This window comes from Gracilimonas mengyeensis (assembly GCF_900182705.1).
Lineage (GTDB): Bacteria > Bacteroidota > Rhodothermia > Balneolales > Balneolaceae > Gracilimonas > Gracilimonas mengyeensis.
Map to the genome: position 1 here is coordinate 83,994 of NZ_FXTP01000003.1, position 23,856 is coordinate 107,849.

Below are 23,856 nucleotides of genomic sequence, written 5' to 3' on the forward strand. Positions count from 1 at the left end.
TGTGCGTCTTAATTTCTGTTTTCAAACAGTTGCTGAAGATTTTCTATTTCGATGACCTGAACCGGCTTCGGGGCTACTTCTGCCACGCCTTCTCCATCCACTTGCTCTACTTTTTGTGAGAAGATGTGCAGTTCCCGTTTCGTATTCCATAATTCCACATCATAATTCGGTTCCCATTGTCCCACGCCCTGCTCCGTTACATCTTTCAAGGTCCACTTCTTTTTATCTAAAGAGGCGCCCGCTACAGTAATTTTACTGTCTCTTTCTTCATCCCGGAACAGTAAATACACATAATTTTCGTCCATCAAAATTTCGGGACGGGAAATCGGGATGCGTTTGGTGCCACCTCCACTCAGTGAAAAGGTACTTTCCCGGAATCCTGTATCCATCAGTTTCCATCGGCCCTCTTCCAGGTAGATGATCTTAAATTGTGGTTTACTGCCGGCATTCCAATAGGTGGTGATGTACGGATTACCGTTTTCATCTACCGTCATGGCGGTTTGATTGATAAGCTCGCTGTTTTCAGGTATTTCCCAGGCTAGCTCAGCCGCGGTTTCCGTGATGGGGAGATCGTATGCTTCGCCGTTGGATTTCTTCCAGCTTCGGCCGCCATCGCTTGATACGGCATAGGCCATGTCATGATTGGAGGCCACGTCCCAGGTTTCGCGCCATACCCACGAAAGATGTAGATCACCGTTTTCTGCAACATGCATCTGCCAGTAAGCACTGCGCTGTTCTTCCCCGTCCAGCAAATTGTTTTGGAGCTGAATCCATTGTTCGGTGTCAGGATTGTATTCATTTAAAACCATATTGCCCCTTCCCGATTCTCCAGAGCGATAGCTGAACAAGAGCTTTTCATTGGGTAGATTAAAAAACTGTGGGTACGTCACTCTTTCTTCCTGCAAGCCGGTCATTGAAAGCTCCTGAGAAAGCTCAAGTCCGAATGGCTCGGTGCTTTTTACATAACGCAAAGGGGTATTATGCTGATCCCAGCTTACGTGTAAAAACCCGTCACTATCAACCGCCAGGCTGATGCTGTTATGGGCATCTTCCACATTTCCGGAATATCTGCTGATGTGCGTTTTCCAATTTTGATCGCCTAACTCACGCTTCGCCAAAACCATGCGCCCTTCGGCATCATAATAAGCGGCAAATTGCACATCTTGGTACGTGGTGAGCGCTTTTCCGCGAAAAATAACGGCGTTCACTGAGTTATTGGCCCAGCCTTGACCAATGGCCGTTGTCTTGATTATTTGCTCTTCGGAGCAACCAGCTATGAGGCCTGCTAACAGGAATAAAAAAAGTGAAATGATATGTGATCTTAACGCTAAACTCACTGTACTGTCTTTCTTTTGATGGTTACTTCTTTAGCAAAATAACTGGTGCCCTCCAATCCTTCAGCATCTCCCGAAGAACCTTCCATCTGCAAGTTAATGATAAGCCACAATGGTTTATTGGTGAAATTGGTGTAATGCACAACGGTTTGTTTACCATCAATAAAATAGGTGATGCTCGCATGTTCCTCATCCAAACGCTTGATCCGTGCCGAATAGCTGTGCCATGTACCCGCTGCATCCGGGATGGATTCTTTAATAGTCGTTACATTTTGCGGGGTGATAAACGTATTCTGCCAGTTGATGTCATCTCCTTTGAATTCCAGAATATCACTTTCCGGCGGCCAGCCATCCACTGCGGTGAGCCAAAAAGCAGGCCAGGTTCCGGGGGCTGTCGGGGCTTTGAAAACACCTGATACTTCATATTCAGGGTATTCTTCCGTTATGACAATTTGATGCTTGGCATGAATCGCACCGGAAGCATATTTAAGGGGCAGGTTTGGATGCTTACTGCTTGCCTTTTGCTCTTCTTCAAAACGTTCGGCTTTCAGCTCCAGCATATTATCCTGCACAATAATGTTCTTCTCAAACATCCGTGCCGTGCCATTATGGTCATCTCCCCATGGATAGAATAGGTTCCAGTGCTTTTTGAGAGACTGGGCATCACTAAATGAAGTAGCGGGTAACACAACCTCCCAATCCTCTTCCTGAGGACGCCGGTTTGGGTAATAGGCATGATCGATGGGGGCTTCTTTGCCACCCCAAATTTGCTTTTGGGTCCAGTCTTTGGCCGGGGCAGACCAGAATGGCGTTTGCCCAGGCAAACCCAGCACTAAAAAGGCGGTACTACTCAGGTATAGGCTTCCGGTAGAAATGTATCGTTCAGCAATGTCTTTTTGAGGGCCATAAAAACCGATGGTGAGCCACCCGTTTTCATCAAAAGTTCCGGGTACTTCCATTTGTTTTTTGATGACAGCATGCAGGGCTCCCCGTACCTGGGCTGGATCGAGCTCATCCGGTAATTGCTGCATTAGTGCTATTTGGGACAACGCCTGAAAAGCGCCCACGCGGTACGCCAGCGAGCGACCAATCGGCGGATAGGTTCCCTCCGGTGAGATCAATCGTTCCTGAACAGCGGCGTACCGTTGGGCCCGTTCCAGGAATACATGAGCGTTATCAATGAATTTGTAGCGATAGCGCCAGTGCCTTAATTCCGATTTCTTGTCTTCCAACACCGAAAGGATATCCAAAATCATGGGCTGGATGACATAGCTGTTGTAATAGTCCCAGTGAAAATCGGGGCCATCACCGTAGGTACCGTCGCCTACATACCACTCATCGTGTTTAAACAACGCATATTCCATGCGCACCATGTCAGGTTCACCGTCAAATTTCAATAAAGCCGCTTCAATCATCCCACTAAATAACAACCAGTTCATATAAGGTGGGGAGGTCGCTCGTGTTTTTCTGAATTCCCTGAGCATCCGCTCTTGTGTGGTTTTATCCAAATTGCCCCACAACTGTTTGGGTGCCCGAATGAGCGCTTCTGCGAGAAATGCTGCATCTACAAGAGGCTGACCTTCGCCGGAAAAATTCAGGTAATCATTAGCCTCGGGATTAACGGCATTTGCGAGACCTTTTACTGCAAGGTCTATATATTTTTTCCGAAGTTGGCCTTCTTCGGTGTCATCAGGACCCAGCTCAAGCCACGGGGCCATACCGGCCAGTGTTCGTCCAACGGCTTCTAAGTGGGTTACGTCTTCTCTGCCGCCGTATGGGTTGTTTGCCTTTTCTACAGGCATATTCTTTTTTAGCTGATCATTAGCCAGGTTTGTCAATACAGGATCGGCAATATCAACCAGCATGTTTACATAGTATTCCCTCTGTCCCAGTTCTTTTTGCTGAGACATGCCCATCAAGGGCCACATCAATAATAAAATCAGTAAAACAGGAATAGCGCGATTCATGGGTGGAAATCAGGTCTGCTGATGAGCAATTATTGTTTCAATTAGATTTAGATTGGATCAAAAACAGAGCTAAGCAAATACACTCTGCCTTCAGATTACCTCCACTCGGTGTGAATCCCAAGTATAAATAAAAAAGCACCCCAAGTATTCGGGAAGGAATTCTCTCGACTTCTTGACCAAAAATCGATCCGAATTCCAATCCCGAATATACAGAGGCAACTTGGAGGCTTTCTATGCGGAAAAATTAATTGTAGTTAGTAATTAATAACCTGGGTTTTGTGTCAATTCCGCTTCGGTATTAAGCTGAATTTCAGAAATCGGAATGGGCCACAACTTGTTAGCATCTCTAAGGCCTTCTATGGTTGAATTTTCTGGAGCGCCATAATTGTAGGCATCCGTAGCACGATCTAAGAGCTTGTCGGTTCTCATGAGCTCCATGCGGCGATTTTCTTCGGCAAGAAGTTCCCGTGCGCGTTCATCAAGAACAAAGTCCAGATCCATTTCAGCGGCTGTAACCAGAGGGGCATTCGCTCTTTCTCTCAGCACGTTGATGGAGGCAGCTGCACCAGCCATATCCCCTTGCTGAACCTGAGCTTCTGCTTTAAGCAGATAGGTTTCTCCCAATCGCATCAGGATAAAATCCTTCCACATCCCCCATCCAAAAGTATCTCTTGGATCGAAATGTTTCCATTTCATGGTGTATGGTGTCAGGATGAACAAGGTATCCGCACCTTCATAAGGAACCGGCTGTCCATATAGCTCACTGCTTGGATCGTTGTACCAGTGCTGGCGGTGAATGTTGAATCGGGAGTTACGCATGTCCCCTTCATCATATAGATTATACAATACCCAGTTGTTCAGGCGCAAACGGGCAATACCACGGCCCCCCAAAGAATCGGCAGGCATCAACCCATTGCGGCTGTGATAAGAGCCGCCCCAAACACGTCGCTGTTGCGGTGCACCAGTTGATCCGCCACGAACATCGGAAGGGTTTTCCATTTCCAGCACCCAAATAGCTTCACTATTACCTTGGGAGTGACGCATGTTTCCTTTCCAAAACATATCGGAGAAAGGATCGCCAGGTTGGTCGGCTTTAACTCCATAACGTGCGTTCACTAAGGTGAAGTTGGGATTGTTAATTACGCGGTCAGCTTGTGCTTCAGCTTCCGCATATTTACCCACTCGCAGGTAATGTTTTGCCAACAACTGGCTAGCGGCTGCATTACTTACTCTTTGCTCGTCTTCAGTTTGGCCGAAATCGGGAAGATTTTGAACGGCATACTGTAAGTCTTCTTCAATAAGTGCATTCACTTCACTCAAAGGAGCCCGTGTGAAATCAAACTTGGGCTCAGCAATGGGATCCGTTACTATGGGCACCGGACCAAATAGTGTGGCCAGTTCTTCGTAAGCTTTTGCTCTGAAGAAACGGGCTTCTGCATTATATGCAGCCAGCCTCTCTTCGGTCATGCCCTCAATAGCCATGCCTTTGCTTTCAATGTTATTGATCGCATTATTGGCATTTTCAATGATGTCGTATTCCCATCTCCACATCCACCATGTTGCGTGAACATCCGGAGTAAGGGTATTGTATCTGAAAAAGGGAATTTCAACGCCCTGATACTGAACAGGCCAGGCTATGTCGGTCCCCACGTTCCATAGGGCAGGCCATCCCTGTTGGTCAGATTTAGAATAGAAGTTACTGGTTGCCTCATACATCAGTATGAGGGTTGCCCGGAGGCTTTCCCGATCGTTTATGTCGGTAGAATACTGGTCTTCAACCTTTTCGTTTAGGAAGCTGTCGCTACAGGAAGAGATGACCAGAAGAAATAAAACCGAAACTGCTGTAATATATCTTAGTTGGTGTTTCATAGTCATAAATTTTTTGTGTTATAGTGAAATATTCAGTCCTAAAGAAAGGGTGCGTACCAACGGGTAGTTGTTGCCCCAATCTCCTGATCCTCTTGAATACTGATTACTTTCTGGATCCCATCCTTCCCAATCAGTAAAGGTGTACAAGTTCCGGCCCGCAAAGTATACGGTCAGATCTCTGATGTTATACCTTTGCACCAATGATTGCGGAACCCTGTAGCTCAGGCGAACATCTTTAATTCGCAAATAACTGGCATCTTGTGGATGTCCGTAGCCTCTGTTGTTTTCATAGGCTACTAAGGAAGGCCATTTATTACTTTGATTCTCAGGAGTCCAATAGCCTACATCAGCAGGAATATTTCGGCGACCTACTTCGTCGGTGTAGTACACATCGGAATTGTTTCTTAGTATTCCTTGTGCTGTTTCTAAAAATACATTCAGCGTAAAGTTTTTATAGTAGAATGTATTGGTGAAACCACCGGTCCATTTTGGCAAAGAACTGCCCAGGATTTTACGGTCGTTTTCAGAATCAATCTGTCCGTCTCCATTCAAGTCGGCAAACTTTACATCTCCCGCTCTCGCATTGGGGTCATGATTCAAGTGTTCACCGGCATCAATTTCATCTTCCTGCCAGATACCCAACTTTTGGTAGTCATAAACTACGTTTAAAGATTGACCAATAAACCATCTGTTCGGGATATCGTCTTCGTTATCACCATACAATTTCAAAATCTCATTCTTGTAAGTAGAGAATACGATCGTAGATTCCCATCTAAAATCCCCCGTGTTAAGGTTCTCGGTATTCAAAGTGATATCGATACCCTGATTACCTACCTCTCCAATATTATCAAGGATGCTACCAGAACCGGTAATATTGGGAATATTTCTTGCAAGAATCAGATCCGTGGTTTTGCTGTCATATACTTCTATAGAACCTCTAAGCCGGTTTCTGTACAATCCAAAGTCCACACCCAGGTTAGCTGTAGTAGTAGATTCCCACTGCAGGTTGGGGTTACCCATACCAGCTATGTAGGTACCAATTTGAGCTGAACCACTGAATGGGTATAAGACTGTACCAGCCGTACTTTTAGTTCCATATACATCAATAGCAGGGTTACCGGTCGTTCCATAAGAGAATCTCAACTTCAGATCATTCACCTGAAGCACATCTTCCATGAAGCTCTCATTGGCAATATTCCAACCCAAAGCTACAGAAGGAAATACCCCATACTTGGTGGTTTCCGAACCAAATACAGAAGCACCGTCTCTACGAGCTGTTACTGAAAGCAGATAACGGCTATCGTAGTTGTAGTTCACCCGACCCATTTGTGAGAGCCAGGTCTGTTCGTTCTTGTCAGAGTCTCCTTCAATGTTATCGGCTGATCCTACCTGGTGATAGGATAAAGCATCACTAAAAAAGCCGATTCCTCGTATCCAGGAATTCTGATAGATTTGCTTCTCTGCACTATATAAAGCGGTAAGGTCAAAATGATGCTTATCAATGTCCTTGGTGTAGGTAACAATATTTTCGAGTACCCAACGGTTTCTTTCTGAATTGTATTTGTAGGCCGTACCGTTATTATCATTGGCCGCACGACCAGAATAGGTGGCATTGTATCGCGGATTGCGATAATAAGAACCGTTGATTCTATACTGCAAGCCTTCAATACCTGGCTGAACAATAGCATAGGCCGTTCCAGAAAGGTTTTGCACATGATCTACCCGGTCAGTGGTTAGTCCAAGCATAGGATTTACAAACAATTGTTCCGGCGCCATTGGATAAATGATATAATCGCCATTCTCATCAGTTGGCACTGAATAGGGACTCATTGCCGTGGCAAATAAGAAATTGGCGCGTCCACCGTCATAGTTATTATTAGCATAATTTGCATTGGCTCCCGTTGTCAACCAGTCAGTTACTTCCAGGTCCAGCTTAGCTCTTAAATTGAGCCGGTTATACTGGTATCCCTTAATCACACCTTTTTGATCCAAATAGCCACCAGAAAGGAAATATCTTGCTTTTTCCGTACCACCAGAAAGACTTACATTATGCTCAGCAATCAAACCGGTACGGGTAGCCGTATCCATCCAGTCATTAGTGATACCGGCATTATAATTTTCAATTTCTGCGGTATTAGGCAGTATGTTTGTCTGCTCCAATCCTCTTTGCTCCATGTAATCCGCATATTTTTGTACATAGGCATCGGGACTCATAGGCTCCAACATATGAGAAAAGTCTTCCCAACCGTAGGACACACTATAACTTACTTCAGGCTTTCCTGCCTGACCTTGTTTTGTAGTGATAAGCACAACCCCGTTTGAACCACGATTACCATAAATGGCCGTCGCAGAGGCATCTTTAAGCACCTCTATAGATTCAATATCCCGGGTATTAATATCATTTAGGCTACCATAGAATGGCGTACCATCTACAACGATAAAAGCGCTATTGTCGGCTTCAATTGAATTAAGCCCTCTCACCTGAACACCTGCTACCGCACCCGGAACAGACGACCTTGTTGTAATGTTTAGGCCTGCCGTGGTGCCCTGTATCGCCTGGGTTACGTTGGTAACAGGCAAGTTTTCTAAACGACCTTTGGGCACTGAAGAAACCGCACCGGTAACATCCGAGCGCTTCTGGGTACCGTACCCAATCACTACCAGCTCTTCTCCCGAAAGTGTTTGGGGAGATAAAACCACATTGATTAGCTCCCGGCCATTAATAGGTATTTCCTGCCGTTCAAAACCAAGAAAAGAGAATACTAGTGTGTCTTGGAGTGAAGGGACCGTTAATTCAAAAAATCCCTCAATATCTGTTGTAGTTCCCACACTGGTGGTACCCTTAACAAATATATTCACCCCGGGTAATGGTTCTTCCGTATCAGCTTCCGTTACTGTACCTGACACTTGAGTTTGTGCATTTGCCATTCCTACCAGGAGTAGCATCAGTACAGATGTACACAAAAACTTATAAAGTAACTTTTGTATCATATTTTGCTCCTCGTTATAAGACATTTAATAATTGATAAGGTTAACTTTAAATGCCTTTATTTTCCGTTTAAAATTCCAACAACAAGCGCTTTTCTATCCGAAAACCACAATGTTATCGATAACATTTCTTTAAATATATGTGAGCAAAATGAAGAGTCAAACAATTATTTTAAAAAAGGGAAGCGCTTCTACCGCAAGATTAAATAGTTATTAAGATAAGAGTTAGAACATATACTCAACTTAATGGATTAATTAATTTTGTCAATCTCTCTGCTTCTCATCTCAATTTCTGTGAGTAAATGGATACTATGGTGCAAGTTTGTTCAAAAATTGAAGTGCGTTAAGCTGTTGTCAGGCAGGGCACTACATTTTTTGTAAACGAAAAAACGTTGATAACCAATTTATGTAAAAGTTATATCCTCTCCCTTACACTAACATGCAACAATTGCTAAGAAGCTTATGAGGCTATAGCACCATACTCATAAACATCAATAGAGTCTTTTCCATACTTCGGAATATTTTTACCTGAACGAAATAGATATATAAGAGACAAAACAGGGAAAATCCTTCGTTATCACAGACTCTATACATGTTTATAATCTTGTCAATGATTTATAATCTCATCACCGAGGCAGTAAGGGTTGATTAGCGCGTGTATCCCCGTTCAATTTCCACGGGGCTTTCGGTTATCAAAAATCGGCGTTCTCGGAATATCAAACTGTGTAATAGAATCGGGTATAGCAGGATTAAAATCAGGCAGGCTATCTACCAGCTCTTCTGCCAATTCAGGAAGCTGAGTCTTGATTCCTTCTACTATGCATTTGGAGAGCTGATACGCCCCGTAGTTGCTGAAGTGGGTATTATCATTTAATGCATTAACCTGTCCCGGAAAAGTGCCCGCCGAATAGTGGACAAATAAATCCCGGGTGCCCTCCACGCCCAAAGCCTCATACATCACTTCGCTCATCGTGTGCAAATCGATTAAAGCCAGCTCTTCTTCCTGGGCCAGCTGCCGCATGGCTTCCGGATAATCTCCCAGCGTATTAACAACTTGTCCCTGCTCATCAAATCGGCGACGGTGCATAGAAGTGACAAGCACGGGTGTTGCGCCCCATTTTCGGGCTTCATTGATAAAAATTCTAAGTTGATCCTGATATCCCTTAAAGGGTTCAACATGAGTCCAGCCCTCTTTCTGATCATTATGAGCAAACTGTATAAACAGGTAGTCGCCTTCTTTCATGTGGCTTAAGACATTTTTCAGGCGGTTGGAAGATTGAAATTCTTTCAGTGTCAGACCGGATGAACCCTGGTTAGAGATGGCCACCCGATCAGGCTTAAAGAACACCGGCAGCATTTGTCCCCAGCTAGCCCATGGTTCATTTTGCTGGTTGGTAACGGTAGAATTGCCTGCCAAATATACCGTAGTGGCCTGCTCTGCGCGCTCAATTTCAATGGAAGTTATTTTAGGGCTATGATTACTGAATTCCAGGGTGAGCTTGTGATCCCAATCCAGCTTGTCCAGCTCCCGGTCTTTTAGCTGAACCTTTCCGCCGCCTTCTATTTCAGGATGATAGACATTTACCAGGAAGGATTTTGTAATGAAAGCGTCTGTATTGGTGTCAATTTGCTTGGCCATTAGACGACGACTTTCGGCTTTGACTGTGGTTCGCGAAGTGCCCTGCTGATCGCCAAAGGTAACGGTAACACGGTAGTTCCCTTCCGGCACTTTCACCGAAAAGAAAAAGGGAGCGTAGCTGGTGATAAAATCACTACGCAGAGCATCTCTCCCGCCACGATTAACAGATAGTACTTCAGATTCATAATCGAAGCCATAGCCCTGCTCTTCGCTGTATCCGGTAGTAGATGTTACTTTGGTATAGCCCTCCGCTACCTCACCTGTGCCAAAGTCGAACTTCATGGGAAGCTCCGAAACCTGGGAAAAAGCTAAGGATTGGGATATAAGAAAGACCCAAATAGATGCCAGCATTATTCTTTTACATACCGTCATAAATCATCATCCATTTTATTTCCTTTAAGCTTGAGTGCCCAAACCCTGAGCACACCATTGATACGATGGAAAGTCTTTCTTCAAACAACAAAAATACTACAATTAAACAGTTTAAACTATTTGCTTGATTAGGTTTATGAACCAAAAGCATCCTTAACGTTGCAAAATTTGCAACTCATAGTTTCCAATCGTCTCATACCTTGTGTCTCTTTGGAGAGACCGGTTTTTTAGCGGCCTTGTGCTGCTAAAAAACCAGAGAGGGTAGTGCCATTGGCTATTTCTTGTGTTGCTGCACCGTCAGAAGCCTTGGCTTCCCTCTCCCTCGCTTCATGAGCACGCTCATTCCGCATGCCCTCTCCAAAGAGGGACACTGTCCTGGCTTGTTTTATTCTGCCAACTCAATCTCATTATGAAGCCTGTGTTGGCTGATACATGATTAATCCTGGTTTTCAGGCATCAGATCGTCAGTACTTTCATTGGTATAAAAATTTATCCGTTCCGACTGTTTTCTAAAGATATCCTGAATCACAGACATCTCAACAGCATATGGAGGCTCAAACTTATCCGAGCTCATGTATTTAAACAGACTCTGGCGTAACTGCCGCGCTGCAGGACGTTCATCCAGGCGGTTGGTCAGATCGGTGCTGCTCATCAGCAGTTTGCCGTTGCCTACTTTAGCTTCCACAATCAGGCCTAATTTCCGGTTCAGGTGATAGGTGTCGATAGGCTGTACCAAAGGCTCAAACTCATCCGGAAAACCTTCCAGCCACATGACCTGTTGCCGGTCCAGCAGGTCAAACCATTGATAATTGCTGTGATACTGCGTCGGAAAATCCTCGAATGCCGGATGCTCCGGATTTAGTAAAATTCCCAATGTGTGCGGAGGATTCATCTGAAACCAGGAAGTATTCCAAAAAACGGGACGAAAATATTGGATCACATCCTTGCCGTATTGCACCTTACCGGCTGCATCGATGAATACTTTTCCTCCATCCTCCAAAATACGGATGGCCCGGGCATCCAGGCTGTCGGCTACGTGTATTTCAGCCATCTCCGGTTCCGGTGATACAGAAGGAAAGACCCAGAAATCCCAATCGTTGGCATGATCTGCGACCTCAATTTCCAGATTTAATCGTTGAGCCTGTTCAAATTCCGAAAGGTTCAACTCCAAAGCACCCAGTGGAATCGTGTTATCCAGCGGTATCATTCTAGTATCGAAATTGCCTGATGCCACTTCTTTTCCATCAGTATTTTTAATCATCCACCTGGCTTCAATGTCTTCAAGTGGTTCGGGGCCAAAATGCGATACTTCGGCGCTGGCACGGAAGGTTTCATTATTTTCCCACACAAATTTCTCGATCCGAGCCAGTGGTACGGTGACATCCGAAAACCGGCGAAATTCTTCCGGGGAGATATATCCTTTCTCTTCCCAAAATGCGTTTAATACTCCAATTAATGCCGTTCCCTGTCCGGGAAAGTCATTCAGATCGAGCAGCTGAAAGCCGGCAAAACCGGGGGTTCTGAGTGCCGCCTCGATTTCGGCTTTGTACATTATCGACTGCAGTTTGCCGGAGGCCATCATGAAGTCATGGCCTTTCCCTTTCATCCCATTTTCTTCCAAGAGAGAACGGAATAGTTCAAAGTTTTTCGCTTTGTACACGCCGGTATATTTTTCAATCTCTCTGAAGTCAGGAAATACATTGTACTGTCCGTTTTCATGAGCCACATAAGGCATATCGGTATCCTTGATGCTCTCATAATGATCGAACATGGTACCCGGCGTACCATGTTTCCACTTTAGACCTCTGGGCCCCGAGCGCACCAGGAAATCACTTTCCGGCACCACCGGCCAGCTCATCCCGATGGAAGCGCCGGTATATAACCTGCGCGGATCTTCTTCCTGCCAATGGTTGACGTAATTATTTAGATACTCAACCTGATTCCGACCACCGGGTTCATTCCCTGATGCCATCATCACAAAGGAGGCATAATTACCGTACTCATCCAGAATTTGACTGGTCTCTTCCATCAGGTAATCATCTACAGGCTGACCATCTCCCACCGTTACGCCATGATTAGGCCAGCTTGCCGCCTCGGGCTGAAGGTATATGCCCACCCGGTCCGCAGCTTTAAATGCAGCCTCCGGAGGACACCAGGAATGATAGCGTACGTGGTTGAGGCCATGCTCTTTGACCGTCTTAAATATCCGTTCCCACTCGGGGATATCCGTCGGCGGATACCCGGTAAGCGGAAAGCCGGCACAATCCAGTGTTCCCCGAAGAAATACCGGCCGACCATTCACGGCAAAGCGGGTTCCTTCGGCTGTAAATTCCCGCATGCCAAACTCTTCCTGCTGGCGGTGAGATTCCATGCCTTCCGTTAGCAGCTCAGCAGTTATCCTGTACAAAGCCGGGTTGAACTCATCCCAAAGTTGGACCTCTTCTCCGAGCACGTAATTTATTTCCAGAATCAGCGAATCACCTTCAACCCGGAAGGCTTCTGTAAGAGCAGGCACTTCATGGGTTTGGTCTGAATTGAAGGAATGAGCAGAAAGCCGAAGTTCACCGGCAGCCGTTTCCCCGGTCATATTCCCAATGCTAACCACTGCCCTCACAGAACGGTTTTGCACGTCTGGATAAAGCTTTATGTCATCGATGTGCACCAGTGGGCTGGCCTCCAATTCCATATCACCCACAATACCATTCCAGTTCCCCTGGGTGTGGTCGGTGAGGCTGTGGGAGTCGGGCCCCACATTCACTTCGTCCAACCTGTTGTCTACCCGTATGGTCAACTTGTGCGTGCCGGGGCTCAACAGTTCCGTAAGATCATATTTGTGCGGAGTGGAAAGACTCCGCTGCGAAGGCCCGACCTGGTTGTCATCCACCCATACCGTTGTTTCCCAGTGGGGACGTTCCAGCGTCAACTCCATTTTTTTGTTGGTCCATTGCTCAGGTATGGTGATCTCCCGGCTGTACCATGCAGGGCCTACGTAGTGTTTGGGTGGTGTAAGCCAAAAAGGAAATTTAATATCGCCCGGCTGACGGTATTTTTCATACCGGCCATCATAATAGAAAGAACTGTCATAAATGGAACCGGTCCACTGGGTTTGTAAAGTGGGTTCAAACCCCTTGCCATGCTCCATCATAGATCCGGGTAATGGAATGGAGTCATCAAAATTCTTGGCATACCATGCTTCACTCACTCCAATATCCAGAGAATCGATTTTAAACTGCCACTCTCCGGATAGTGAAATTTGGTTGGGATTCTTATTTGAAGAGCATCCCAGAAACATAAAGGCTCCCAGCAATACGCAGGTTAACCGTTGCAACATTCTATTCATCCCCATGACTATTTGATTAATTTTTAAGTTTCTATTTTGATGTTAATGTGATTCCAGAACCCGGCCTCAATATTTGATTGGCCATTTCAAGTGTTAACCTGATGTTTATTACTAAAAGTAGATTTTACAATAGATCTGGAGGTCATTTCGCGGCGAAGGCCCGAAATCTATTTTTTTATCAGGTATCAATCGTTGACTTACTGGCAACAATAAGATTCCTGCCTTCGCAGGAATGACCCTATAGGCTGTTTGCATTATTTCGCACATTTACGTTTGAACTCAGGTTAGGATTATTTCGGTTATTGCTTAAGCCCAGATGTGTTTTGGCGCCAACATGCATGGCATCCCATTCCAAAATGTTATGCAAGCTTGAAGTCGCCTCTTCAAGCTTTTCAGCCCCGAGGTTTCCAAGGGCCATCATATAGGTGCAATGGATTTTATTTCTCAATGAGAGATCCCCGTCAAAAATGAGCAGGTCGGGCAGGGAAACCGCGAAATAATCAATATTGACCTCATCTTTCATGTGTTTCTGCCCGTACTTAATCAGCATCTGGTTTAAAGCTCTCGCTTTGTCAGACTCTCCAAGCTGTTGAAAAGCCAATGCCTGGTATAAGATTTTATCTGCAGGTTGGTCGTTATAAAAAATGGCCGGCTCCGGCTCATAATCTCCTTCCGTAGCTTTTCTCCACCATTTGTTGGCTTCGCCTGACTCTTTCAACCCGTCATAAGCCACGCCCAGCCAATAGAAAATATCGTTTTCACGCGTGCCGTAGAGTTTGCCCTCGCCAAGGTTTTCCGGGTACACCCTGGCTTTCTCCAATTTCTCTATAGCCTGTTGATATGAACCTGATTGAATATCTTCTTTCGCCAGTTCGGTCAGGCTGTACACGTATTGTCCGGACACTCTCCCTTCGCCGCCTTCCCAGGGATGGAACTTGCGGTCCATGATGAGATCATAGGCTTTGCCATATTCACCAAGGAAGTTATACAAGGCAGCTCGTTCGAGATACAAATCATCGCGAAACTCAACCAAATCCATGTGCTTTTCTAAAAACTGCAGGCGCTGCCGCGGATCTTTGTTAGTCCGTTTGTACAACTGGTCCAGCTCCATCAGTATTCGGGCATCGTAAGTGTCCAGAAAGAAAGCTTTCTCAAAACTTTGAATGGCTTTTTCAGGTTTCTGTAGCTTATTGAAGTAAGCAATCCCAAGGTTGCGGTGTACCGTAGGAAAATCGCTGTTTATTTCTTTGGAGTTCTCCCAATAGCGGATCGCGAGTTCATCCTGCCGTCTATCGTAAAAAAGACATCCCAGGTAATAGGGTGCCATGGAATCTTCGTTGTTATACTCCATGGCTTCGCGTAATACAGGAATCGCCTGCAGCCGGTTGGGGAAGCAGTAATCGGGAGGGGCAGTGGCAGCCTTTTGGTAGAACTTAAGAGCAGATTTTTCATCACCCTTTTTGGCATGAAACCATCCCAGGTAGTACAGTACCATCGGATAGCATTCTTCCTCGTTGCCATCAATGGCATGCGAAAGCAACTGTATAGCTTCATCAAATAGTCCGGCTGAGGCATAATCAAGCGCATAGGCAATCAAATTCTGAACGGACTTACGTGACAGACCCAAGAACTTGTTCAAGGCACCATCCGCCTTACCTTTTTCACCTAATTGATTGTAAATCAGATGCTGTTCATAATAAGCGCTGAGATTAAATGGGTCGCGCCCAAGGACCGTTTCTGTATTTACCAGGGCTGCTTTATATGATTCCTTTTTTCGAAGAATAGCGGCTTTCAGCGACCAGCCTTTGCTATTTCTCGCATTCCGGTCCAGCGACCAGTTGATTTGCTCAAGGGCTTGCTCAAACTCTCCCCGTACCGTATTAATTTCAGACAAAGAAAAGTAGGCCTTGTCCTGCCAGGCGCTGTTCCAGGCAGATTTATAGAAAGCGGCATAGGCTTCTTCTAATTTTCCCTGGTATTTCAGACAAAGGCCCAGATTGTAATAAGGCTCTCCGTTGTAGGGATTGGGGTTTCGTTCTGTCAGGCTTTCAATGGCTGTTCTGAAATAGGCTTCGCCTTCCTCAAACCGCCCATGACGCAAGTACCATTTTCCAAGGGCATTGTTATTCCTGATATCTTTGGGATCCCTTTTCAGGGCTTCCTTATAATAGGGTTCCGGCCGGTAAGTGGCATGGCGATATTGCTCCAGGTGCAGGCCCGTCAAATACAGTTGTTCGGTACTCTCAATTTCTTCCGGCTGCTTTGCAGGTTTTGCCGGTTCCGGAAACTCTTCTTCCTGGTTTTTGGATGGTTCATACCTGATAAGCTCGAACCCCTCGCTATCCTCAATGATCAGTACATAATTCTCCTCGGTGATATGCTGATCTAATGAAATGCTTTTCTCATACACCGATTCCGGTGAGAGGTCTGACTGGTCTTCAAATACCAACTCCTCCTCTACAAACAATTTGACCTGAACACAGGCCTGCTCTGAGGTGGCATAAATCTTTAGGTCCGCTTTGTGCTCATCAACCGGTTCAATACTTAATATAATATCCTTTGTCGCATTTTTTACCACCCCAACCTTCTGATAGGGCATAAAATATTGTGAAAAGGACTTCTCTTCGTAGGGCATCAACCAGGAAAAATCCGGCTGATTATCGGTGTAGACCCCGGTCATGAGTTCAATATAGGGACCATCCTCATCGGTTAAATTCCGGTCCCATGCTTTGCCAAAATCGCCATTACCCCAGGTCCATTGTTTTTTTCCGGGAGATACATGATGATTGGCTACATGCAGCAATCCGCCTTCCGTATTGTATTCATAGCCCCCTACAAAATCGTAGTCGGATTGAATGGCCATGTAGGAAGTGGGTACAGGCAGATTCTTGTATCTTGAAATATCGGTACCCGGCGAATAATCTACTTTATAGTACGTGTCTTTGGCTATGGGAAAGGAAGCTACATCGCGCTTACCGTGATCGAATACCGCATTTACATCCGGCGGGAAAACCGATTGGTAGTGTTCATCTACACTTACCGCAGGATTTGCCCACCACAGAAATGTTTGGGGAAGAGCGGTACGATTGTAGAGTTGCACATTGATTTCCAGGTAGGCTTTATCCGGGTAGATGGTAAAACCAGCCATTCCCTTTGTATGGAACATCAATTCAATTTCATTGGTCCATGCCGTTACCGAACCGTCCTCGTTTTCATCAATCTTATAATCTATCGGCTGAAAGGTACTGGGACGGTGATGTTGCGGCCAGTTAAACTCAATCCCTCCCGAAATCCAGGGCCCCAGCAAACCGACCAGCGCCGGCTTTATGACCTGGTTATGATACACAAAATGTCGTTCCTTGATTTTATCATAGGCCATTTGAACCCGGCCTCCGAGTTCCGGCAGAATCAGTATTTTGATGTACTTGTTTTCCAGGAACAGTCCGGTGTAGGTTTTTTCTACTTTTTCATCGTGAATCTTCTCGATAATCGGATTTGGATACACCACCCCGCTGCTGCCCTGGTATACCCTCTTCTGAAAAAACATGGGATTCTTATCCGGCTTACCCGCCGGATAGGTTGGGATGGTAATTGTTTCTTTCCAAATACGAACCGGATTATGATCGTCCATCACAAATCTATTTTTATTGATACCATTATTTCACAAGCTCTTTTTCAAGCTCTTCGAGAGATTTCCCTTTGGTTTCAGGCAATCTTTGGCGAATTAACACAAACCCAACAATGCATATGATGGCATAAAGCCCAAAAGTCAGGGCCGTTCCTTTGGAACCTTCACCGAGTCCTTCATTTAAGAGTGGAAAGGTATAGGTCAATACCAGGGAAGCCGCCCACAAGGCAAACACCGACACCGACATGGCCGCCCCGCGTATGCGATTGGGAAATATTTCTGAAATAATGACCCAGGTTACCGGCGCCAGTGACATGGCATAAAAAGCAATGGCTGCCACCACCAGGATCAGCATGTGGACACCAACCATTTGCGTGTAGTAGAAGAATGCCAATAACAGGTATATCACCGAAAGTCCGCCGGCACCGATGAGCATAAGTTTTTTCCGCCCCCAATTATCCACGGTTTTCATGGCAACCAGGGTAAATATTAAATTCGCTGAGCCGGTCAGAACAATGTTGAACAACATTTCAGATATTGAATAGCCGGCACTGGTAAACACTTCATCGGCATAATTGAAAATCACGTTGATGCCGCACCACTGCTGAAATACGGCCAGCCCGATCCCGATGGCAAGAATGGGCAGAAGCGATGGCTTCCAAAGTTCACTAATGTGCACCTTGTCCGCTTCATTCTTCAGGGTATTCTTAATAGACTGTAGTTGGTCTGAAGCATAGTCAAAGCCCCCTATTTTTTCTAAAACACCTTTTGCTTCATTATCCAGGTCTTGCTTTATCAGCCAGCGGGGACTTTCCGGGATGAACCAAGCCAACACAAAAAAGAGTGCGGCAGGGATGGCTTCTGCGCCAAACATCCAGCGCCAGCCGAATTGACCATTCCAGGAATTCAGAATGTATTCCGTGGTCACATCTGCGGGCATGGAATCGGCCACCAACCAATTGGTGATTTGGGCAGCCAGAATTCCGATTACAATGGTTAGCTGATTGATAGAAACCAAACTGCCCCGGTGTTTGGCGGGGGCTATTTCCGCGATGTACATTGGCGATACATTGGATGCCAGCCCAATACCAACGCCACCCAGAATCCGGGCCCACACAAAACAGGTGAAGCTTTCTGATAGCGATGTTCCCACGGCAGAAACGGTGAACAACAGTCCGGCGAGTACCAGCATTTTCTTACGTCCGAACCTATCCGTTATATATCCCGATAATGCGGCACCGATCAAGCAACCCACCAGGGCATTGCTCATGGCCCATCCGATTTCAAAAGAGGAAGTGAGATTAAAATAGGCTTCATAGAAAGGTTTTGCCCCGCCTATAACCACCCAGTCGTACCCAAACAAAAATCCGCCCAAAGCAGCTACCGAAGAAATCAGGATGAGATAGGAAAACCTCAATGGGTAGCTATTATCATCGGAAAGATTGTTTGGTGCATTCATATTGTTGAAAGAATTATCGTTTTCCGGTTCCTGCTCTTTTAATGTCTTCAGAATTTAATTGTGCTGAATAACCATCAGCGCTTTGTACTCGGGTATAAACTCGATACCGTCAATCTGCAGATAAGAATTGTCCTCTGAAAATGAAGGGATTTTCGATTCGTCAAAATCCTGCAGGTACTCGGCATCGCTGCGCATAGCGTGGAAAAGCAGAAGCATATCCTCATCCTGCATGTTCTCCCCGAACTTTCTCATTCCTACCTCCCAGGGTTCTCCGTAATAAAAATGGTCGCCAACCAGCTTTCCATCTATGAAAGCCATGGCACGGTCGCCGGTATAATTCACTTTCATGATTACATCATTCAAGCCTTCAAAGGAGCCCGCAGACTTAATGATATATCGCTGCTCAGAAACGGAATCAACCTGGAACGGTGGTTTTACTTTTTTGAAAGTAACCTGATAGCTTGAAAAGTGGCTGTCAGTAGAAGACCTGGCACTAATTTGGGCCCCGGACAACCTGGGGGGTTTAGCCAGCTTTGGATAAAAATGTAATTCTACCGCGGCACTGCCATTCTGTGTTATTATTTCGAAATTATCCTGTGTTTGCAGAATCCCGGCATCGGTAAATATCATTTGGTTCTTATCACTTTTCCATGCTTTCAGCGCCATGGATTTCGGAACCACCAAGAAATTTTTTTCATCGATGCGAAAGGAAAATGTCTCTCCTGATCCTCCAGACACTTTGACCAAACCCTCATTGGTCTCAACCACTGCATTCACCACTTCAACTGCTGATGGATCTGCATTTTCTAAAACAAATTCTGGACGTATGCCCTCATTTGAGAAAAAGATAAAATGCTTTTGATTGCCACGGTTCAGGATGGTCATCGGCTGCACGGTTGCGTACCAGATCTCCACTCCATCCAGATTCAGATTAAAGGGAAGGATTGCACTGTTTTCTTTCAGAAGGCTAAAGGTTCCTGTGGAAGGTATCGTAATCTCACCTGATTCCGTCTGCAGGTTGAGTCTGAGATCTTCAAGATCCTTCGTCTCTAAATCATCCTGGAAGTTATGCATGAACACAAAGCCGGAATTGCCATCGGATCGCACGGCGTACCGAAGGGTATTAATATCATCGGGAGTGATCTGTTCATTGGTCTCAGGCAATACCGTTTCCATAGGCGCCAGCTGATGTCCGTAGCTTTCGAGGAAATAATGCAACAGCTTCAGGCTGTGATAGTGATATCTCATCTTCCCGAATTCCCCTATAGGAGCCTGGAAATCGTAGGATATTTTGTTATACCCACCCACTTCCTCATTATAAAATTGTCCGTCAAAGACCGGGGTGGAGCCGCCATGATACATATAGTATCCAATGCCGTTTGATCCGCCGCCAATGGTACGTACCATCATGGGCTCCACACTCTTGGGATTCACGGTTGGACGCCTGGAGTAGGTAACCATGATGCCTGTTCCCAGTTCAGCAGGCAGTGATGGATACATTTCAGGATCAAAACTTACCGGAGCATAATCCGGGTTCTTGTGCATATCCTTGTATAGATAAAAGGGAGATAGCCCCTTGGAAGCCCAGGTTGGATAGGCGTAGGCTGCGGTCACCGGAATACTTCCTTTTTTTACGATGGCGGCATTGCCCCACCCGGTGGCGGTATAAAGCGGTACATCAATGCCGGCATTTTGGGCGATCGTTTTGAGGTTTTCCATATGATCGCTACCGTACTGAGCATTTTCATTCTCCACGTCGCTCACGCTCACCCCATCGTGTATCACCTCGGAATCCTCATGAGAAGCAGTATATTCTAATGGACTCCCCGGGTAATGTAGCCACCACTTCGCTGCGGAATGCTGAAATTCATTTTCGAGCTGTACGCCAATAATCGGGCCCCCATCCTTAAAAAGTTTCCCTTCAATCTGCCGGGCAATCTGGCCATATAATCGTTCTACATAGTTGAGATATCCCGGATCGTTGGACCTGATTTCAAAAGGCCGCCCATACAGCCAATCCGGAATCCCGCCGTTGCGAACCTCGCCATGGCAAAAGGGGCCCAGGCGGACAATCGCTTTCATATCATGTTTTTCCACCAGTTCTATGAACCGGCGAAGATTAAGCTGTCCCTTCCAGTCAAACTCACCTTCTTCCCGCTCGTGCATATTCCAAAACACGTAGGTGGCTATCACATTGACACCACCGGCTTTCATCTTTAAAATAGATTCTTCCCAATACTTTTCGGGATAGCGGGAATAGTGAAATTCGCCCACGATGGGATAAAAAGGTTGTTGATTGTACTCCAAATAGTAATTGTTAACGGATATGCTGTCTTCCTGTGGATTGCTTTCCCCCAAATCCAGATGCCCCTCTACAATTTCCTGTTCTGCATTTCTTAGATCGATTTCATAAGTCTGCCTCTCTTGCCCCACAGTTATGTTACAGGACAGGGCAAAAATCAGGAGAAAAAGAGTGTAGTTACATGTTTTCATAAGAATAGAAGGTTAGTCACTTCCCGGATATTGATTCATTGCTGAGGGCACTTTAAGATATTCCCGTCATAGACAATCCCTAAAATATCAAAGAAAGTATTGGCGCAGTCAAAACCGGTTCTCCAAATCACCAGCCCTTTACTTACTTCCCTGAATTGCAGATACTCCAACGAATGTTTATAGTAAACTATGATTTTCCAAAGTATATAATGAACGTATAATTCACTCTAAAAGAAGTAAATGGACAATAGTTCTATAGCAATGGATAATTCTACTATTAACCCAGATAAAAAACGGGAAGGATTTTTAGGCCAGCAGATGGTCGTAATTCCCCAAAACATCAGAAGAGCTATTGAAAATGACCCCTTCCTCAATAACCTGTACCTCACTGATATTGGCTATTATCCAAATGCCAAAAATCACTTCAGAAAACGAGAAGAGGGCACAGACGAATATATTTTAATTTATTGTACGGAAGGAAATGGCTGGATTGAGATAAACTCTCAGCAGTACAACATGATCCCTCACTCATATTTTATTATCCCTGCTGAAATCGCACATGCCTATGGAGCCGACAAGAAGAACCCCTGGAGTATTTATTGGGTCCATTTTTCAGGAAATACCGCAAAAAGTTTCTACAAAAAACACTGCCAAAGAGGAGAAACAAGAACGGGTGATTCTTTACCGAAAGTAATCAAACTTCCCTTTGAAGAACGCCGGATTGACTATTTTAATGGGTTGATTTCCCTACTTGAAAGTGGCTATAGCACGGAAATTATTGAATACGTGAACCTAACTTTGTGGCAATTACTGGCCTCCTTTGTCTATCACGATTTCTATTCGGAAATAAGACATCAAAATAATGGGACCGATATAGTAGACTCGGCCATTCAGTACATGCAAGAACATATCGATCAATCCATCACCATTGAAGAGTTGGCCCATCACCTTAATTATTCAGCCTCCTATCTTTATTCATTATTCAAGGAGGCTACGGGCTATTCACCCATCAATTATTTCAACCACCTCAAAATTCAGAAAGCCTGCAGATACCTGAGCTTTACCGATATGAGCATCAAAGAAATCAGTTTTGAGCTCGGTTTTAACGACCCCTATTATTTTTCCCGACTTTTTAAAAAAATGATGGAAGTCTCGCCCTCTCAGTATCGAAACAAGCTTTAGAAATTGCAGTTTTAATTAATGTGAGTTTGAGATAAGAATGACACAAAAACAGGCTGGTCATCGCGAGGAGAAAACTTGCTTATACTCAAGCTTTCTGCTTATCGACGCGGCCCCGAGCAATAGGGGTTTGATCAAGGCAACTCCTTTCCCAACGCTTCGTTGATGAAGATCCCAAACAGTTTTAGAGAGATTGCCGCGTCGTTACGCAACCCAAATGTACCTTAGGCATCTTAATCTCCTCGCAAAGACGGTGTATTTTATGTGATAAGAGTGGTATTCAAAAATGCATCCAACGCCCGGTCTGCCGGTCACAGATTCTGTCATTTCTTTAATGCTGTTGCCCAACCTTACTTACATCCACAACTGGAACGAATCATTAATTCTGTGAGCACTTCGATATTTTCGTGCTTCTCTTCGTCGTCTTCTACCAGCCGGATAAGTTTTTGAGCAGCCTTTTTTCCCACTTCGTAAGCTGGCTGCTGTACCGTGGTTAAAGGAACCGGCAACAGTTCAGCCCGAATGTCATCCGAAAAGCCCACGATAGCGATATCATCAGGAATACTAAGGCCGGCTTCTTTAATGGCTTCAATAGCCCCAAATGCAGCGGGATCATTTACGGCCATAACGGCATCGGGCCATTCCTCTTTGGGCAATTCTAAAATCTTTTTCATGGCTTCATAGCCGCCCTCTTCCTGAAAACCGGTGTCAGCCACAAGCTTTTCATCGAGTTCAAGGTGTGCTTCACTCAAGGCTTCTTTAAACCCTTCAAATCGTTTTTTTCCGATAGACACCCCTTGCGGACCCCTAAGATGGGCAATTTTTTTGTAGCCATGATTAATGAGATGCTGGGTAATTTGCTTGGCCCCGGTTTTATCATTTACTGTGATGCAACTCAAACCGATACCATCAATACACCGGTCAAAAAATACTATGGGTACCCCTATATTTGTGAGATTCTTATAAAAAGAGTTGTTTCTGGTGGTTTGCGAGCAGGAAATCATAATTCCATCCACCCGTTTGGAGCGCAGAGTTTCTATGGCGGATTGCTCCCGCTCAAACTTCTCCGCAGAATGGGTTAGAATTAGCTGATAGTTTTTTTCATACGTCACCTCTTCAATCCCGCGAACTACTTCGGGGAAAAAGGAGTGGGATATTTCTGGAATTACCACGCCAATGGTATAAGTCTTTTGGGATACCAAACTCTTGGCCAGGTGATTAGGCGTATAGCCCATACTTTTTGCTTTCGCCAGGACTCTCTCCCTGGTTTTCTCATCCACATTGTCTTTGTTATTGATAGCCCGGGAAACCGTCATGGCGGACAGTCCCAATTCCTTTGCAATTTGCTTAAGTGTTACATTAGAACTCAATCTTCACACTCCTTTTCTAAATTCATTTCGATAAAATAATGCTTTTTCGCCCTCAAAAGTAACAACCCCCTAAAAGATGGAATAAAAGCGTTAATACACAACCTCCTTTTTTAACTTTTTTAGATTGCATCAAATAACCTCATGTTGGTCGTCTTTTCTTTCCAAAAAGAACATTACGTACTCAATTCTTCTTAAACATCTGTAATAATACATGAATT

General features: G+C 45.2%; 12 protein-coding genes. 1 reads left to right on the forward strand and 11 read right to left on the reverse strand.

Going from position 1 to position 23,856, the window contains the following annotated elements; translation table 11 throughout:
* Positions 1–8: 8 nt before the first annotated feature.
* The 10 genes from FN815_RS04825 to FN815_RS04865 form a co-directional block, all read right to left on the reverse strand.
* The gene (locus FN815_RS04825) at positions 9–1,337 is read right to left on the reverse strand and encodes a BNR repeat-containing protein (protein WP_221930241.1); all 1,329 of its coding nucleotides are present in this window, start codon (positions 1,335–1,337) and stop codon (positions 9–11) included.
* Positions 1,334–3,301 (reverse strand): DUF2264 domain-containing protein, encoded by a 1,968-nt coding sequence (locus FN815_RS04830; protein ID WP_142453488.1) that lies wholly within the window; start codon positions 3,299–3,301, stop codon positions 1,334–1,336. Before FN815_RS04830 ends, FN815_RS04825 begins: the two co-directional genes overlap by 4 nt.
* 261 nt (positions 3,302–3,562) lie before the next feature.
* The gene (locus FN815_RS04835; protein ID WP_142453489.1) at positions 3,563–5,170 is read right to left on the reverse strand and encodes a RagB/SusD family nutrient uptake outer membrane protein; all 1,608 of its coding nucleotides are present in this window, start codon (positions 5,168–5,170) and stop codon (positions 3,563–3,565) included.
* An 18-nt stretch (positions 5,171–5,188) separates the two neighbouring features.
* The gene (locus tag FN815_RS04840) at positions 5,189–8,161 is read right to left on the reverse strand and encodes a SusC/RagA family TonB-linked outer membrane protein (protein WP_142453490.1); all 2,973 of its coding nucleotides are present in this window, start codon (positions 8,159–8,161) and stop codon (positions 5,189–5,191) included.
* A gap of 664 nt (positions 8,162–8,825) precedes the next feature.
* Positions 8,826–10,079: a rhamnogalacturonan acetylesterase gene (locus FN815_RS04845; protein ID WP_185957168.1), complete on the reverse strand. Its 1,254-nt coding sequence runs from the start codon at positions 10,077–10,079 to the stop codon at positions 8,826–8,828.
* A 317-nt stretch (positions 10,080–10,396) separates the two neighbouring features.
* The gene (locus FN815_RS18835; RefSeq protein WP_185957169.1) at positions 10,397–10,540 is read right to left on the reverse strand and encodes a hypothetical protein; all 144 of its coding nucleotides are present in this window, start codon (positions 10,538–10,540) and stop codon (positions 10,397–10,399) included.
* Between the two features lie 65 nt (positions 10,541–10,605).
* The gene (locus FN815_RS04850) at positions 10,606–13,515 is read right to left on the reverse strand and encodes a sugar-binding domain-containing protein (protein ID WP_221930242.1); all 2,910 of its coding nucleotides are present in this window, start codon (positions 13,513–13,515) and stop codon (positions 10,606–10,608) included.
* 232 nt (positions 13,516–13,747) lie between these two features.
* Positions 13,748–17,140 carry a DUF5107 domain-containing protein gene (locus FN815_RS04855; protein WP_142453492.1) on the reverse strand — a complete coding sequence of 1,131 codons (3,393 nt, stop codon included), beginning with the start codon at positions 17,138–17,140 and terminating at the stop codon, positions 13,748–13,750.
* A gap of 25 nt (positions 17,141–17,165) precedes the next feature.
* The gene (locus tag FN815_RS04860) at positions 17,166–18,596 is read right to left on the reverse strand and encodes a sugar porter family MFS transporter (RefSeq protein ID WP_142453493.1); all 1,431 of its coding nucleotides are present in this window, start codon (positions 18,594–18,596) and stop codon (positions 17,166–17,168) included.
* Positions 18,597–18,650: 54 nt separating this feature from the next.
* Entirely contained in the window at positions 18,651–21,089 is a 2,439-nt protein-coding gene (locus FN815_RS04865) for a beta-galactosidase (protein WP_142453494.1), read from the reverse strand.
* A gap of 261 nt (positions 21,090–21,350) precedes the next feature.
* On the opposite strand from FN815_RS04865, the gene FN815_RS04870 reads away from it, so the two are divergent.
* Positions 21,351–22,271, forward strand: a complete 921-nt coding sequence (locus FN815_RS04870) for an AraC family transcriptional regulator (RefSeq protein ID WP_142453495.1) — start codon at positions 21,351–21,353, stop codon at positions 22,269–22,271.
* A gap of 347 nt (positions 22,272–22,618) precedes the next feature.
* Here FN815_RS04870 and FN815_RS04875 read toward each other — a convergent pair whose 3' ends face one another.
* On the reverse strand, positions 22,619–23,638 hold the full coding sequence (locus tag FN815_RS04875) for a LacI family DNA-binding transcriptional regulator (protein ID WP_142453496.1): 1,020 nt from the start codon (positions 23,636–23,638) through the stop codon (positions 22,619–22,621).
* Between the last annotated feature and the right edge of the window lie 218 nt (positions 23,639–23,856).